This window comes from Dietzia natronolimnaea (assembly GCF_002289575.1).
In the GTDB taxonomy this organism is placed as follows: Bacteria; Actinomycetota; Actinomycetes; order Mycobacteriales; family Mycobacteriaceae; genus Dietzia; species Dietzia natronolimnaea_A.
The window spans coordinates 117,441-131,940 of sequence record NZ_NTGA01000014.1; the positions used below are offsets into that span (position 1 = coordinate 117,441).

Below are 14,500 nucleotides of genomic sequence, written 5' to 3' on the forward strand. Positions count from 1 at the left end.
AGGCTCAGGCGGGGCCGATCCGGAGCATCCGGGTGAGGGTGGGTTGCCACATCACTCCTGCCCCGTCTCCGCGGGAGACGACGGTGCCGGTGAGCTCCATCGGCTCGTCCAGCGGAGCCACGCCCACGAACGTTCGGGCGACCTCCATGCCAGTTTCCACATCCGTCGAGGTCACGTCGACCGGGCCGAACTTCTGTGCCAGCCCCTGATCCAGTGCGGGGTGCACGCCGGGCGGGCCGTAGGCCAGTGCGTGAATCTGTCCGTCACCCGTGGTGAGCTTGGGCAACGAGGCGGTGCGCGCGAGCGAGGTCCACGCCCGTGAGCAGGCGCCCTCCACACCCCCGGCCCCGTCCGTGCGCACGTCGATGCGGGTCATGCCGCCCGTGTACGGCGCGGAGGCGGGCGCGGCCGGTCCGTCGACGGCGAACGGCGGGTACTCGTATCCGTACGTGTTGACCAGCACGAGCGCATCCCCGACCGCGATGATCGAGTTCTCCGTGGCGGCTGGCCCCTCGATCAGTACCCCGTCCGGGGCGGCGGAGGCCGGTGCGAGCGACGTGGCGAACGCCGGCATCCTGCACACTTCGGCGCCGTCGGTTCGGCGCAGGACGATCAAATCCGGATGCTCGGCGTCATCGGTGATCGCCACCAGCGAGTCACCCGGCCCGAAGTACGTGGGCGTGGTGCCCGACCCGTGCGCGAGCAGGCCGGGCTTGCGTGCCGGGCCCACCTCGTAAGCGTGCCGCCACCGCACCTGCGGGGTCCCGTCGGGCGCCAGGTCCACCTCGTACAGCGCACGGGTGGTGATCACCGAGGCGCCGCCCGGCCGGACGGTCAGCCCGTTGGTGATCCTCTCCCCTGCCGGCAGGGCGAGGGTGCGCACGGTGTCGTCGTCGCCGGGAAGTACGGTTCCCACCACCCCGCCGGAGGTCGCGAACCAGATCCGCCCGTCGAACGCGGGGATCAGGCCGGTCACCGCGTCCCCGTCCGGGACGCCCGCCGAGAGGTCGGCCAGGACCTCGACCGACATCCGCCAGGTGCCATCCGGGTCGCGACGGTGCCCGACCGCGAGGAGCCTGCGGTTGCCTTCGGCCACCACCACCCGGTCGCGCTCGTCGAGGTAGCCGTACACCCCACCGAGCAGTGCGCCCTTGGCCAACTGCACCTCCGCCAGCACCACCGCGGTCTCGGGGTGGAACAGCTTGACCGTCGGCGCGAGCGGGGTCGGCGGATGGAGCCCCACGTACGAGGTGCACAAGGCGACGGGCATGCCGTCCGTGCCCACGAACACGGTGGAACACGTGGCCCCGGTCAGGGCACCCACGACGGCGGGGTTCGCCCCCGGCCCGCGACCCGGCATCGTGTCGGTGGAGGCCACGTCCCCGTGGACCGTGGAGGTACCGGCGGGGCCCAATCCGGGCGGCGCGGCCGGCGACTGATCAGGGTCCGACCGGGCCGGGACCGGCTGAGCCGCGGCCGACGAGGCGCTCAGGACGACAAGGCTCGTCACTGCCGCCACAATCGTCGCCGTCCGTGCCGCCGTCCGCGCCGCTGCGGAGGTCGCGCTGACTGCCGCGGCGCCAGCCGCGAGGATCCCGCCCGGTGCGCCCATGGAACCGATTCCACCACGGACCCCCGCGCCTCGCGGCCGGTTCCGCTAGAGGTGCTCGGTCACGTCCGCGCCCTCGCGCAGTTCCTCGGAGAGCGTCTGCATGGCCTGCGCCTGCTGCTCTGCGACCAACTGCTCCTCGACCTCGTCGCGGACCTGCTCGAGCGGGGGCAGTCCTCCACCCGCCTGACCGCCCGACATCGCCTGCTGCTGGGCCAACTGCTGGTAGGCGGCCTCGATCTCCTCGTCCGTCGCGGAGAACTCGCCGTACTCGTCGACGATGAGCTTCTCCACGAGAAGTTGCTTCTCGATCTGCTCCATCACGTCGTCGCGGTCCATCCCCTGCTCGCCCATCGCGGCGAAGAACTCGTCCTCGCTGGCCTGGTTGGCCTCGGCGAATCCGGCGAGCGCGGTGTCGACCTCGGCGTCCGAGACCTCGAGACCGCGCTCGAGCGCCTCCTGCCGCAGCAGCTCGCTCCCGACCAGCCCCTCGAGGGTCTGCGACCTGAGCTGGTCCTCGTCGACCGGCTGGCCGGTCATCTGCGCCTGCATGGCCATCTGCTGATACTGGCCCTCGAAGACGGTGACGAACTCGTCCTTGCTGATCTCCGTGCCGTTGACCTCGGCCACCGGATCCGGGATGTCGTCGAGGTTCGGGCCCGCGCCGTCCTGCGCGGGGTCGGACTGCGGGTCCGCCTGTTCGGTCGCGGCGGTCGGTTCGCCCTGCGCGGCGTCGTCGCCGTCGCCCGGGGCACCGCAGCCCGCGGTGACGAGCACGGCTCCCGCAGCGACCGCGACCAGCCTCCTCGTGTTCTTCAGCACTCGATCTCCTGACGTTGATGGGTGCATCAGTCCGCCGAGGCTACACATCGGACTTAGGCGGGACCTGTGCGCGGGAGCTGCGTGCGGGACCCATACGCGGGAGCTGTGCGCTGGACCCGTGAACGCGCGCGGGTGCGCCCGCCGCTCGCCACCCGGCCTCCCCGGTCGAACCAGCGCTACCATCGCCCGCGTGACCGACCACCCCGTGACTCCCGCGGCCGAACCGCCCGTGAGCACGGCACGGGTGCTCACCACCCTGATGGTCCCGCTGTTCATGGCGCTGCTCGCCCTGTCCGTCATCAATGTGGCGCTTCCCGTGATCGGCCCGGCTCTCGAGGCCGGGTCCACCGGGCTGCAGTGGGTGGTCTCGGGTTATGCGCTGTCGTTCGGCCTGCTGCTGGTGCCGTCGGGACGACTCGGGGACGCGACCGGCCGAAAGCGGATCTTCCTCGCCGGCGTCGCCGTCTTCACCGCCGGGGCCGTGATCGCCGGGCTCGCCCAGAGCATCGAGATGCTCAACGCCGCGCGGGTGGTGCAGGGCATCGGGTCCGGGATGCTCAATCCGCAGACCTTCGGGCTCATCCAGAAGTATTTCCGCGGAGCGGCCCGCGCCCGCGCGTTCGCCACCATGGCCACCACGGTCTCGGTGGCCACGGCCTCGGGCCCCCTGGTCGGTGGCCTGCTCATCGAGACCTTGAGCGACGACCTGGGGTGGCGCGCGATGTTCTTCGTCAACGTGCCGCTCGGCGTGATCGCCCTGGTACTGGGCCAGAGATGGCTGCCCGACGACCGCGCGCTGCCCCGGACCGACCGCGACGGCCACGACGTCGGCGGATCGAGAGCGCGCGCCGGCACGCTGGCCTACCTGGAGGACGACGACGACACCGTGGTCCCCGCCCCCGCCGCCCCGCCCACGCGTCCCAGGCGTCTGGACGTGGACCCGGTCGGCATCGTGCTGCTCGGGGCGGCGGTCCTCTCGGTGATGCTGCCCTTCCTCAACCGCGGTGCGAACCCCGCGATGTGGGCCCTGGTCCCGCTCGGGGTGGCCCTTCTGGGGGCCTTCGCCTGGTGGGAGCGCCGCTACGAGCGCATCGGTCGACCGCCGCTGGTCAATCCCGAGATCTTCCGCGATCCGGCGTTCCGCAACGGCATGATCATCGTCTCGATCTACTTCATGGGCGGGACCAGTCTGTGGATCGTCATGCCCATGTACCTGCAGTTCCACCTGGGGTACGCGCCGATCGATTCCGCTCTGGTGAGCCTTCCCGCCTCGATCTGCGCCGCGGTGTCCGCGCAGGTGGCGGGGCGCTTCGTGCTCAGACTCGGGCGGCGGTTGGTGATCGGGGGGTTCTGCCTGACCCTCACCGCGCTGGCCACGTTCATCCTGCTCGCGGGCCTGGTGGAGTCCGGTGCGGTGGGGTACCTGATCTTCATGGCGCCCGCCGCGCTGATGGGTACCGCGCAGGGCATGACCATCTCGCCCAACCAGACGCTCACGGTCCGCGCGGTCGACCCCGCGTACGGCGGGGTGGCCGGCAGCATCATCTCGCTGGGCCAGCGCATGGGCACCGCGATCGGCACGGCCGTGGTTCCCGGCGTGCTGTTCTGGATCGTCGAGTCGCAGGACGACTGGCTGCTGGCGTTCCGGGCGGCGCTGGGACTGATCGCCGCGTTGGCGGCGGGAGCGCTGGCGTTCAGCATCGTCGACCGCCGCCGGGAGAAGCGCTGCGCCTGATCAGGGCAGCCCCTCTACGCGGGCTCCGGTACCCACCCTTCCCCCGCTTGGCGGACACCCCGCCCCGGCCCCACCGCGGTTGGCTGTGGTTGGCGGACACCCCGCCCCGGCCCCACCACGGTTGGCTGTGGTTGGCGGACACCCCGCCCCGGCCGGCGGACATCTGATGCGAAGGACGGCCCGCCGGACACGAATTCTGTCCGCCAGGTGAGGGACGGGGTCCGCCAGGCGGGGGGACGGAGGCAGGTGCGGATGCTCAGAGGGTGGCCGCGAGCTCCACGCCCTGCTTGATGGCACGCTTGGCGTCCAGCTCTGCGGCCACGTCCGCGCCGCCGATCACGTGGACCCCGGGTCCGCGGTTCCCCGCACCCCGGGCTCGGGTCAGCTCGTCCGCGAGATCGCGCACCGACTCCTGGCCCGCGCACACCACGACAGTGTCCACGGGTACGAGCCGCGGCCTGCCGTCGCTGTCGACGATGTGCAGCCCGTCGTCGTCGATCTTCTCGTAGGTGACCCCGGTGTACTGGTTCACGCCGCCGGTCTTGAGTTCGGCGCGGTGGACCCAGCCGGTCGTCTTGCCCAGGCCCTTGCCGATCGAGGTGGTCTTGCGCTGGAGCAGGTGCACCTCGTGCGCGGGCTCCTCCAGGACGGCGGTGCCCAGTCCCGAGCGTTCGACGGCCGGGTCCACCACACCCCAGTGACGCTTCCAGGCCTCTACGTCGGTGGAGTGACCGTGGGCTCGGCGGCCGTCGAGAGCCAGCCCGGGCCCGCCAGCGAGGAGGAACTCGGACACGTCCACACCGATCCCGCCGGCGCCGATCACCGCCACCCGACGCCCGGGCCTGCGGGCACCGGTGAGCAGCTCGGGGTAGGTCATGACCATCGGATGGTCGCCACCGGGGATCGTGATCTCCCGCGGGCGGACGCCGGTGGCCACCACGACGTGGTCGACGTCCCCCAGGTCCGCGGCGGCGACTCGTCGGCCCAGGTGGACGGGGACCCCCAGAACGTCGAGGCGTCGGCTGAAGTATGCCAGGGACGCCGCGAACTCCTCCTTGCCCGGAACGCGCATGGCGTAACGGAACTGCCCGCCGATCTCGTCCTCGGCCTCGAACACCTCCACGGACAGACCCCGCGTCGCGGCCGCCTCCGCGCAGGCCAGACCCGCGGGACCCGCGCCGACCACCGCCACCCGCCGGCGCGAGGGCGCCACGGTGAGCAGCAGTTCGGTCTCCCGGCCCGCGCGGGGGTTGACCAGGCACGACGCCCGCTTGTTGGCGAAGGTGTGGTCGAGACACGCCTGGTTGCAGGCGATGCAGATGTTGATCTCGTCCGCCCGCCCCTCGGTGACCTTGGCCGCGAACGCCGGGTCCGCCAGCAGCGGCCGCGCCATCGAGACCAGGTCGGCCTGCCCGGTCGCGAGGATCTGCTCGGCCACGTCCGGGGTGTTGATGCGGTTGGAGGCGATCACCGGCACGCCGACGGTCTGCTTGAGCCGGGCCGCCAGATCGACGAACGCCGCGCGGGGCACCGAGGTGACGATGGTGGGGATGCGCGCCTCGTGCCATCCGATCCCGGTGTTGAACACGTCGGCGCCCGCGGCCTCGAGTCGCTGGGCGAGCTCTGCGGTCTCTTCCCAGGTCTGGCCGCCCTCGACCAGGTCCAGCACGCTGATGCGGTACTGGATGAGGAAGTCCGGTCCCACCTCGGCCCGGATCCGTCGGACGATCTCCTCGGGGAAGCGCATCCGCTTGCTCGCGGTGCCGCCCCAGGAGTCGGTGCGCTGGTTGGTGCGGGCGGCGAGGAACTGGTTGATCAGGTAGCCCTCGGAGCCCATGATCTCGACCCCTTCGTACCCCGCACGCCGCGCCAGTCGTGCGGCTCGCACCCAGTGGTCGATGGTGCGCTCGACGCCGCGGGAACTCAGGCCGCGCGCCGTGAACATGCTGATCGGGGACTTGGTGGACGAGGCCGAGCGGACGAACGGCTGGTAGCCGTACCGCCCTGCGTGCAGGAGCTGGAGCAGGATGTGCGAGCCCTCGGCGCGGACGGCATCGGTGAGCGCGCGGTGCTTGTCCGCCATCCGCCGACTGGCCATCATCGACCCGGCGGGGAGCAGCCAGCCCTCGATGTCGGGCGAGAACCCGCCGGTGACCATCATCGCGGCGCCGCCGCGGGCCCGCTCGACGAAGTAGGCCGTCAGTTCGGGCAGGTGCTTGCTCCGGTCCTCGAGCCCGGTGTGCATCGACCCCATGACCACGCGGTTGCGCAGCGTGAGAGGCCCGACGGCGAGGGGGCTGGTCAGATGCGGGTGACTGGAGCTCATGGGGCCCATTGTGCCCTGCCGGAGCACGACCTTACCCACGGGTAAGGTCGTGTCGCGCGGAAACCCGAACGCGGCACCGCGATCAGTAGCGCAGTATCGCGCCGACGGAATTCCCGTGCGGGAGTGCCTCGAGCACCACGAGCCGCCCGGACGTGGCGCAGGTGTGGCCCACGGCGTCGTCGAGGTCCCCCGGCTGATCCTCCGGTCGGCAGATCGCCCCGGTGAGGATCAGGGTCTCCACCCGACCCTCCGCGGCGGCGGCGACGATCTCCCTCGGGTCACTGATCCCGAGGCCGGTCCCGAGCGCCTCGCCGAACCGCTCGGTCGCCGCGGCGGCGTCGGCGTTGAGGGCCGGCTGCACGAGCGGCCACGCCTTCTCCTTGAGCTCCGCACCGTCGAGATGATCGGGGTTCCCGGCCACCACCTGGTCGAGAAGGTGCGGGTAGGACAGCTCGCTCCTGAGCATCGGGTGATGCTCGGCCACCGCCGCCAGTACGAGTGGCCGGCGATCCGGCCCCGCGAGGAGCTCGTCGATCCCCGTGGCCACCTGGCGGAAGAACTTCTCGAGCATCACGCGGTCCACCTCACCCCCGGCGCCGTGTCCGTGGAAGGCGGCGGTGCCCCCGGCCGCCGCCTGGTGCTGGAGCTGGGGCTCGCGCTCGGTGCGACCCTCCGCGTCCTCCATCGACGCCGGTGCGGTGCCGATGTCCCGCTCGTGAACCGACCCCCGGGTGGCCTCGAACAGTCGCACCGAGTTCTGGCTCAGGGCCAGGATCAGGAACTCGCCGTCGGCGATCGCGGCCGGGACCAGAGGACGGACGGCGAACGAGTCGGACACGTGGACCGTCTCCGGCATCTCGGTGTCCACACGGAAGACCCGCGCGATCCCCGGGGCGGCATAAAGGGCCAGGCCGTACGCCGTGTGCTGCCAGAAGGGGTCCTCGGTCCCCAGCTCCCGCAGCGGCGCGAGCAGCTCGGCGGCCTCCTCGGCCGGGGTGCCCCGGGTGACCAGCTCGGACTGCGCGCGGTCGAGCAGAGAGCGCAGCCTCATCGGCCCCTCCCGGGTCTCCGGCCCGCCGCGGTGGGTCGGCATGAAGACCGACACGGCGGGACCGGATGCGGTCCCGAGTGCCTGGAGATCGTCGGCGGTGATCGGATCGATGTTCCGGGTGCGTTGGATCGGCGTCATGGTTCCGACCGTAACGCCGATCACGGTTCGGTGCCGGGGGTCGAGCCGATCGTTGCCGGTCGGAAATGTGTGGGCGCCTCCACCCCGGCGCCCACCCCGGCTTCACCCCCCGGCTCAACCCTGTCGCCCACTACAGGCGATGTAACGGATGTGACTTATGAGACGAAAGATGCGTAAGTGAACTCACGGCAGTAGTCTTGCCGTCAACGATCCCCGCCGGGCCCGGCTCCGGCCGCCGCCCGAGGAAAGGACAACCCACGTGCGTCATCCCATCCGCTCCGCCGTCGTCGCCGGCGCTTCGGCCCTGCTGCTCGCCACCGGCGCGGGCACCGCGTCCGCCCAGGGATCCCTGGAGCTCGCCCTCCCGTTTCCCCTGGACGTCCCCGGCCTGGCTTCGCTGATCCCGGGCGCGACCGCACCGGGGGCCGCGACGGTGGCCGCACAGGACGCTCCTCTCGTCGTGGTCCCGCCCGAGGTTGCCCGGAAGGCATTCGAGGGCAGCGTCGTCGCCGGGGTCAACGAGGCGCGCACCGCGGTCGGCGCCGAGCGTCTGGTCACCGATCCGGTTCTGTCCGTCGAGGCCGAGGTCCGCGCGGACCAGCTGGCCGCCGGCGACCCCACGACCGGCGACCTCCCGGTCCCCGAGAGCGGCGAGACCCGCGACCGCACCGTGTTGACTCTGCCCCCGGAAGCCACACCGCAGAACGTGCTCACCGCCATGGTCACCGACACGGGCATGCGCGAACGCATGCTGGACGGCGGATTCGCAAAGGTCGGGGTGGGCACCGCCACCGACGGGGACGGACGAATCCACGTAGTGCTGGACTTCGAACGGGGGTGACCGCGCCGGCGCACCGCCGGTTAACAGTGTGAAAATACGGCTAGATTTCCCAAGTCCTTTAGCCCGGAACGGTTTTGGTCTCTACCGTGGCTCCTGCACGCCCTCCCCCTCGGGACGTGCAGGAATGGAGTCCCTCCCGTGCGCCGAACTTCCCCTCGTTTCGTCAAGCCCCTCGCCGTTGTCGCCGCCGCCACCATGGCGGTCGGCGGACTCGGAGTTCCCGCCGCGTCCGCGCAGCAGTTCCTCGTCCCGGGGTCGTCCTTCGGGGTCGCCATCGGCGGCGGCGGTGGCACCGCCCCGGCACTCGATCCCACGAGCGCCGAGTACCGTCAGCAACTCCACGACGCCACCAACGCGGCCCGGGTCGCCAACGGCCGCGCGCCGCTGCCCTCCAATGACGCGCTCGTGCAGTTGGCCACCGCCTGGAGCCAGGTCCAGGCGGCGGAAAACCGGATGTACCACAACCCCGACCTGCGCAACCAGGTTCCCAGCGGCGCCACCCGCTGGTCGGAGAACGTGCTCCAGAACTGGCGCAATGCCACCCCGCAGCAGCTCGTCAACCAGTGGATGGCCTCGACCGGACACCGGATCAACCTGCTGCGCACCGATCACACCTCCATGGGCATGGGCGTCGCCGTGGCCGGCGACAACCGGCTCTACGCCACGCAGGTGTTCATCCGCAGCTGACCCGGGCCCGGGCATGCGCCGACCCGTCGAAAAGGACGTTCCGCACACGTTTCGCGAGAAGCGGGTGTGCGGAACGTCCTTTTCGATGCGCGGGGCCGGCCGATGCGCGGACCCGGCCGGGACGCGGGCCCGGCCGGGGCGCGCCGTCAGCCGGGGCACGGGCCCGGCCGGGGCGCGCCGTCAGCCGCCGAGTCCCGCCAGTAAGGCCTCGAGCCCCTCGTTGAATCGCGAATCGTAGTCGACGCGTGGCATCGCGGGGTCCACCGCGGCGAGATTGTGGTGGGTCTGCTCCTCGATCGTCACCCCCAGGACATACGCGGTGAGCGCCGTGGTCAGGCCCGCCGCCCGATCGCCACCCCCGTGCCGCGCACCCGTGCGTGCGACCGCGTCGACCACCGGGTTCACCGCACCGGCCGCGAGACCGAGCGCCACGATCTCGGCCCCGTCGGGCACCCCCGCGACAGCGGCCCGCAGTGCCCGGGTCACCCCGCGCAGTTCGTCCGCTGCAGATGCGCCGGCCTCCACCGGGGCCACGTCCGCCAGGACCCGTTCGGCGACGGCGGTGAGCAGCGCCTGCTTTGACGGGAAATGCCAGTACAGGGCACTCGGCTGTACATTCAGCCGCGTCGCTAGCGTGCGCATCGACATGCCGGGCAACCCCGCTTCATGCAGGAGTCCGAGCGCGGTGTCGACGACGGCCGACTTGGTAAGTGCCACGACAGGTCACCTTATCGCCCCGCACGCCGCCTTCGAGCCGCGCAAGCCCTGAACGCTGTACAAGTCGACGGATTCCGGTTACCTTAACAGCGTTCAATGAACGGCGTTCAGGAGGAACCATGGCCACTACGACCACCCGTTGGCACGAGCTCGCGGACCGCATTCTCGATGGCGGGGCGATCGATGCGACCGAAGCGCTCGCCGTGCTCGACTCGTCCGATGCCGAGCTCATGGAAGTGGTCGCGGCCGCGTCCCGGCTGCGGTTCGAGCACTTCGGCAACAAGGTCAAGGTCAACTACCTGGTCAACCTCAAGAGCGGCCTGTGCCCGGAGGACTGTTTCTACTGCTCGCAGCGCCTCAACTCCACCGCCGGGATCCTGCGCTACACCTGGCTGAACACCGAGGAGGCCGTCACCGCGGCCAAGGCGGGCATCGCGGCCGGCGCCTCGCGCGTGTGCCTGGTCGCCAGCGGCACCGGCCCGAGCAACCGCGAGGTCGGCAAGGTCTCGGACATCATCGAGGCCATCAAGTCCGACACCCCGGGCGTCGAGGTGTGCGCCTGCCTGGGCGCGCTGAAGGACGGTCAGGCCGAGAAGCTCTGCGCGAGCGGCGCCGACGCCTACAACCACAATCTCAACACGGCGGAGAGCCACTACGAGGAGATCTGCACGACCCACACCTACGCCGACCGCGAGCACACCGTGAGCCAGGCGCACGGCGCGGGCCTCTCGGCGTGCTCGGGCTTCATCGCCGGCATGGGCGAGACCCGCGAGCAGCTGGTCGAGCTGGCCTTCGACCTGCGCGCCAAGGGCGTCGACTCGATCCCGGTGAACTTCCTGCTGCCCTTCGACGGCACGCCGCTCGAGGGCGTCGACACCCTCAACCCACGCGACTGCCTGCGCATCCTGGCGATGGTCCGCCTGGTCAACCCGGGCACCGAGGTCCGGATGGCCGCCGGCCGCGAGCGCCACCTCGGGCACCTGCAGGGCATGGGCCTATTCATCGCCAACTCCCTGTTCCTGGGCGACTACCTCACCAGCGAGGGCCAGCCCGGCGCCGAGGACCTGCAGATGATCGCCGACGCCGGACTCGAGGTGCTGCAGATGGACGGGGCCGGCCAGGTGCCGCACCACCCCGCGACCCCGGGAACGGCTCCCGCGGCAGTGCCCGGTGCTGCGCCCGTGACGGCGCCCGCCGCGCACGAGAAGCAGGAGAAGAAGGTCGCTATCCGCACGCGCGGTGCCGGCACCAGCGAGCCCGCGAACGCCTGACATGTCCGCCCCGCGTCACCTCACCACCTCCCCCGCCGCGCTCCTGGCCGCGGACGCCGAGCACGTCTGGCATCCGTACGGCGGGTTCCCGGCGAGCACCCAGCCGCTGCCGGTCGTCTCAGCGTCAGGCGTGCGGCTGCGGTTGGCGGACGGCCGCGAGCTGATCGACGGCATGAGCTCGTGGTGGGCGGCCATCCACGGCTACCGCCACCCGCACCTCGACGCCGCCGCACACCGGCAGGTCGAGACGATGAGCCACGTGATGTTCGGCGGGCTCACCCACGCGCCGGCGGTGGAGCTGTCGACCCGGCTCGCGCGCATGGCGCCGGGTGGGCTGAACAAGGTGTTCCTCGCGGACTCGGGGTCGGTGTCGGTGGAGGTGGCCGCCAAGATGGCGCTCCAGTACCAGCGCTCGCTCGGCCGCCCCGAGCGAACCCGACTGGCCACCTGGCGCGGCGGGTACCACGGCGACACCCTCGCGCCGATGAGCGTGTGCGACCCCGACGGCGGCATGCACTCCATGTGGCGGGGCGTGGTGGCCGAGCAGGTGTTCGCGCCCGCGCCGCCGGCCCACTACGACGAGGCCTACGTCGCCGAGCTCGAGCGCACCATCCGGGAGCACTCGGACCGACTGGCGGGGATCATTGTGGAACCGGTGGTCCAGGGCGCGGGCGGCATGCGCTTCCACCACCCCGACTACCTGCACGTCCTGCGGCGCCTGGCCGACGAGACCGGCGCGCTGCTGATCTTCGACGAGATCGCCACCGGCTTCGGCCGCACCGGCGCGCTGTTCGCCGCCGACCACGCCGGGGTCGCGCCCGACATCATGTGCCTGGGCAAGGCGCTGACCGGCGCATACCTGACCCTGGCCGCGACGCTGACCACCGACCGGGTGGCCGAGGTGATCAGCGCCGGCGAAGCGGGTGGCCTGGCGCACGGGCCGACGTTCATGGGCAACCCGCTGGCGTGCGCGGTGGCGTGCGCGTCGCTGGACCTGGTGGAGTCCGGTGAGTGGCGCGAGCGCGTGCCGCGGATCGAGGCGCGCCTGCGCCGCGGCCTGGCGCCGGCGCTCGAGGTGCCCGGAGTGCTGGACGTGCGGGTGCTGGGGGCGATCGGCGTGGTGCAGCTCGACCGGCCGGTGGAGATGACGACGACGACAACGGCGATCACCTCCCACGGCGTGTGGCTGCGCCCATTCCGGGATCTCATCTACACGATGCCGCCGTTGGTCTCTACGGATGAGGAGATCGATCAGATCTGCGACGCCGCGGTGCACGGGGCAGCAGTGGCGGGGGCGGCAGCAGCGGGGGCTGCCCGATGACCGAGCAGTCGCGCTCCCCCGCCCTGGACTGGCTCGACGCCGCCGCCGAGGACCGGGCGGCCCGGCACGTGGACCGCGTGCTGCGACCCCGGCCCGCCCACGACCGCGTGATCGACCTGGCCTCCAACGACTACCTGGGGCTGGGGCGGCACCCCGAGGTGATCGAGGGCGCGGTCGAGGCGACCCGCCGCTGGGGCGCGGGCTCGACCGGGTCGCGGCTGGTCACGGGCACGACGAGCGACCACTCCGCGCTGGAGTCCGAGCTCGCCGAGTTCACCGGCACACCGGCGGCACTGGTGTTCTCCTCCGGGTACACGGCCAACCTCGGGGCCGTGGTCGCGCTCTCCGGGCGGGGATCGCTCATCGTCTCCGACGGGGGCTCTCACGCCTCCCTGGTGGATGCGTGCCGGTTGTCGCGGGCGCGCGTTGTCGTCGTCGACAGGGGTGACGTCGCAGCGGTGGCCCGGGCCCTGGCCGGGCGGACCGAGGAGCGCGCGCTGGTCGTCACCGACTCGGTGTACAGCGCCGACGGCCACCTCGCGCCGCTGCTCGCCCTCCACGGGGCGTCCCGGGCGCACGGCGCGGTGCTGCTGGTGGACGAGGCCCACGGGCTGGGCGTGCGCGGGACCGGCGGGCGGGGGCTCGTCGACGAGGTGGGGCTGGCCCGGTTCGAGGACGTGGTGGTCACGGCGACGCTGTCCAAGGCGCTCGGCTCGCAGGGCGGAGTGGTTCTGGCCTCGGAGCGGGTACGCGAGCACCTCATCGACACCGCCCGCACGTTCATCTTCGACACCGGCCTCGCGCCCTCCAGCGTGGGTGCGGCGCGGTCGGCACTGGCCGTGTTGCGGCGGGAGCCCGAGCGGGCCCGCCGCGTGCTCGAGGTGGCCGAGCACCTGGCCGCGGTGACCGGTGCGGACCGCCCGCGGTCGGCCGTCGTGTCGGTGATCCTCGGTGATCCGTCGCGCGCCGCGTCGGCGGCCGCTCGCTGCGCTGAGCTGGGTCTTCGGGTGGGGTGTTTCCGTCCGCCGTCGGTGCCCGAGGGCACCGCCCGCCTGCGGCTCACGGCGCGGGCGGACATCTCCGACGCCGACCTGGCCCGCGCGAGCGAGGTGCTGGCCCGGGTGCTCGAGGAACACGGCCACCGACTCACCGACTCCTCGGCCTACCTCGGATCGACCGGGGCCTCGCGTTCCGCCGCCTCGGCGGGGGCCTCCACAGGGGTCCACTCGTGACCGCCGCGGCCACGCCCGTCGTCGTCACCGGCACCGGGACCGACGTCGGCAAGACCATCGCCACCGCCGCGCTGGCCGCGCTCGCGCACTCGACGGGCCTGGACGCGGGGATCTGCAAGCCGGTGCAGACCGGCCTGAGGCCCGGTGAGCCCGGTGACGCGGACGAGGCCGCGCGACTGTCGGGGACCCGGCGCGTCCTGGAGGTGCGGCGCCTGCCCGATCCGCTGGCCCCGGAGACCGCCGCGCGAGTGGCCAGGATGCCACAGGCGACGCTCGACGAGCTCCTCGGGCCGATCCGGCGGTGGCTCGATGTAGCCCAAGACACCCCCGCCCCGACCGGCCGGCTAGACCTGATCGAGGGCGCCGGTGGCGTGTTCGTGCGCCTGGGCACCGACCTCACGGTGCTCGACCTCGCCCGGTCACTCGCCGCCCCGGTGGTCGTGGTGGCCCGCGCGGGACTGGGCACACTGTCCGACACCGAGCTCACGGTCCGCGCTATCGAGGCAGGGGGGCTCCGGTGCGCCGGGATCGTGATCGGATCGTGGCCGTACGACCCTGACCTCGCCGAGCGCCTCAACCTGAAGGACCTGCCCCGCCTCACCGGGGTGCCGGTGCTCGGCCGGGTGCCCGCGGGGGCCGGACAGCTGGATCCCGAGGAATTCACCCGTCACGCGGCGGAGTGGTTCGGCGTAGACACAATCGGCGAACTCCGTCAGTCGCGACTCGCCGCTATCGACTGTTGAGTAGGTA

The 14,500-nt window shown here is 72.0% G+C and carries 12 protein-coding genes; 7 read left to right on the forward strand and 5 right to left on the reverse strand.

Features of this window, described 5'->3' with window-relative positions:
* Nucleotides 1–4: 4 nt before the first annotated feature.
* Both CEY15_RS08185 and CEY15_RS08190 read right to left on the reverse strand, forming a co-directional pair.
* Nucleotides 5–1,519: a hypothetical protein gene (locus CEY15_RS08185; RefSeq protein WP_095718007.1), complete on the reverse strand. Its 1,515-nt coding sequence runs from the start codon at nt 1,517–1,519 to the stop codon at nt 5–7.
* A gap of 138 nt (nt 1,520–1,657) precedes the next feature.
* Nucleotides 1,658–2,431 (reverse strand): SurA N-terminal domain-containing protein, encoded by a 774-nt coding sequence (locus CEY15_RS08190; protein WP_017838368.1) that lies wholly within the window; start codon nt 2,429–2,431, stop codon nt 1,658–1,660.
* 190 nt (nt 2,432–2,621) lie between these two features.
* On the opposite strand from CEY15_RS08190, the gene CEY15_RS08195 reads away from it, so the two are divergent.
* A complete protein-coding gene (locus tag CEY15_RS08195; RefSeq protein WP_095718008.1) occupies nt 2,622–4,166 on the forward strand; it encodes an MFS transporter in 1,545 nt (514 codons plus the stop codon).
* A gap of 256 nt (nt 4,167–4,422) precedes the next feature.
* Here the strand turns inward: CEY15_RS08195 and CEY15_RS08200 are convergent, their stop codons facing one another.
* A complete protein-coding gene (locus CEY15_RS08200; RefSeq protein ID WP_095718009.1) occupies nt 4,423–6,492 on the reverse strand; it encodes an NADPH-dependent 2,4-dienoyl-CoA reductase in 2,070 nt (689 codons plus the stop codon).
* 82 nt (nt 6,493–6,574) lie between these two features.
* Nucleotides 6,575–7,681 (reverse strand): hypothetical protein, encoded by a 1,107-nt coding sequence (locus CEY15_RS08205; protein ID WP_095718010.1) that lies wholly within the window; start codon nt 7,679–7,681, stop codon nt 6,575–6,577.
* Nucleotides 7,682–7,940: 259 nt separating this feature from the next.
* Between CEY15_RS08205 and CEY15_RS08210 the strand changes: the two genes are divergently transcribed.
* Nucleotides 7,941–8,522, forward strand: coding sequence for a CAP domain-containing protein (locus CEY15_RS08210; protein ID WP_095718011.1), 582 nt, complete (start codon nt 7,941–7,943; stop codon nt 8,520–8,522).
* 138 nt (nt 8,523–8,660) lie between these two features.
* The gene (locus CEY15_RS08215; protein ID WP_095718012.1) at nt 8,661–9,209 is read left to right on the forward strand and encodes a CAP domain-containing protein; all 549 of its coding nucleotides are present in this window, start codon (nt 8,661–8,663) and stop codon (nt 9,207–9,209) included.
* A gap of 180 nt (nt 9,210–9,389) precedes the next feature.
* On the opposite strand, the gene CEY15_RS08220 is transcribed toward CEY15_RS08215, so the two are convergent.
* The gene (locus CEY15_RS08220) at nt 9,390–9,926 is read right to left on the reverse strand and encodes a TetR family transcriptional regulator (RefSeq protein ID WP_095718013.1); all 537 of its coding nucleotides are present in this window, start codon (nt 9,924–9,926) and stop codon (nt 9,390–9,392) included.
* Nucleotides 9,927–10,045: 119 nt separating this feature from the next.
* On the opposite strand from CEY15_RS08220, the gene bioB reads away from it, so the two are divergent.
* From bioB to bioD, 4 genes are read left to right on the forward strand one after another with little or no spacing between them, the layout of a single operon-like run.
* Nucleotides 10,046–11,197 (forward strand): biotin synthase BioB, encoded by a 1,152-nt coding sequence (gene bioB, locus CEY15_RS08225; protein WP_095718014.1) that lies wholly within the window; start codon nt 10,046–10,048, stop codon nt 11,195–11,197.
* 1 nt (nt 11,198) lies between these two features.
* On the forward strand, nt 11,199–12,518 hold the full coding sequence (locus CEY15_RS08230; RefSeq protein ID WP_095718015.1) for an adenosylmethionine--8-amino-7-oxononanoate transaminase: 1,320 nt from the start codon (nt 11,199–11,201) through the stop codon (nt 12,516–12,518).
* Nucleotides 12,515–13,750 carry an 8-amino-7-oxononanoate synthase gene (locus CEY15_RS08235; RefSeq protein ID WP_095718016.1) on the forward strand — a complete coding sequence of 412 codons (1,236 nt, stop codon included), beginning with the start codon at nt 12,515–12,517 and terminating at the stop codon, nt 13,748–13,750. Before CEY15_RS08230 ends, CEY15_RS08235 begins: the two co-directional genes overlap by 4 nt.
* Nucleotides 13,747–14,493, forward strand: coding sequence for a dethiobiotin synthase (bioD, locus tag CEY15_RS08240; protein ID WP_095718017.1), 747 nt, complete (start codon nt 13,747–13,749; stop codon nt 14,491–14,493). Before CEY15_RS08235 ends, bioD begins: the two co-directional genes overlap by 4 nt.
* Nucleotides 14,494–14,500: the final 7 nt, after the last annotated feature.

Coding starts and splice junctions, on each gene's coding strand:
- CEY15_RS08200 (WP_095718009.1), bottom strand. CDS start 6,492: ATGAGCTCCAGTCACCCGCATCTGACCAGCCCCCTCGCCGTCGGGCCT.
- CEY15_RS08205 (WP_095718010.1), bottom strand. CDS start 7,681: ATGACGCCGATCCAACGCACCCGGAACATCGATCCGATCACCGCCGAC.
- bioB (WP_095718014.1), top strand. CDS start 10,046: ATGGCCACTACGACCACCCGTTGGCACGAGCTCGCGGACCGCATTCTC.
- CEY15_RS08230 (WP_095718015.1), top strand. CDS start 11,199: ATGTCCGCCCCGCGTCACCTCACCACCTCCCCCGCCGCGCTCCTGGCC.
- CEY15_RS08235 (WP_095718016.1), top strand. CDS start 12,515: ATGACCGAGCAGTCGCGCTCCCCCGCCCTGGACTGGCTCGACGCCGCC.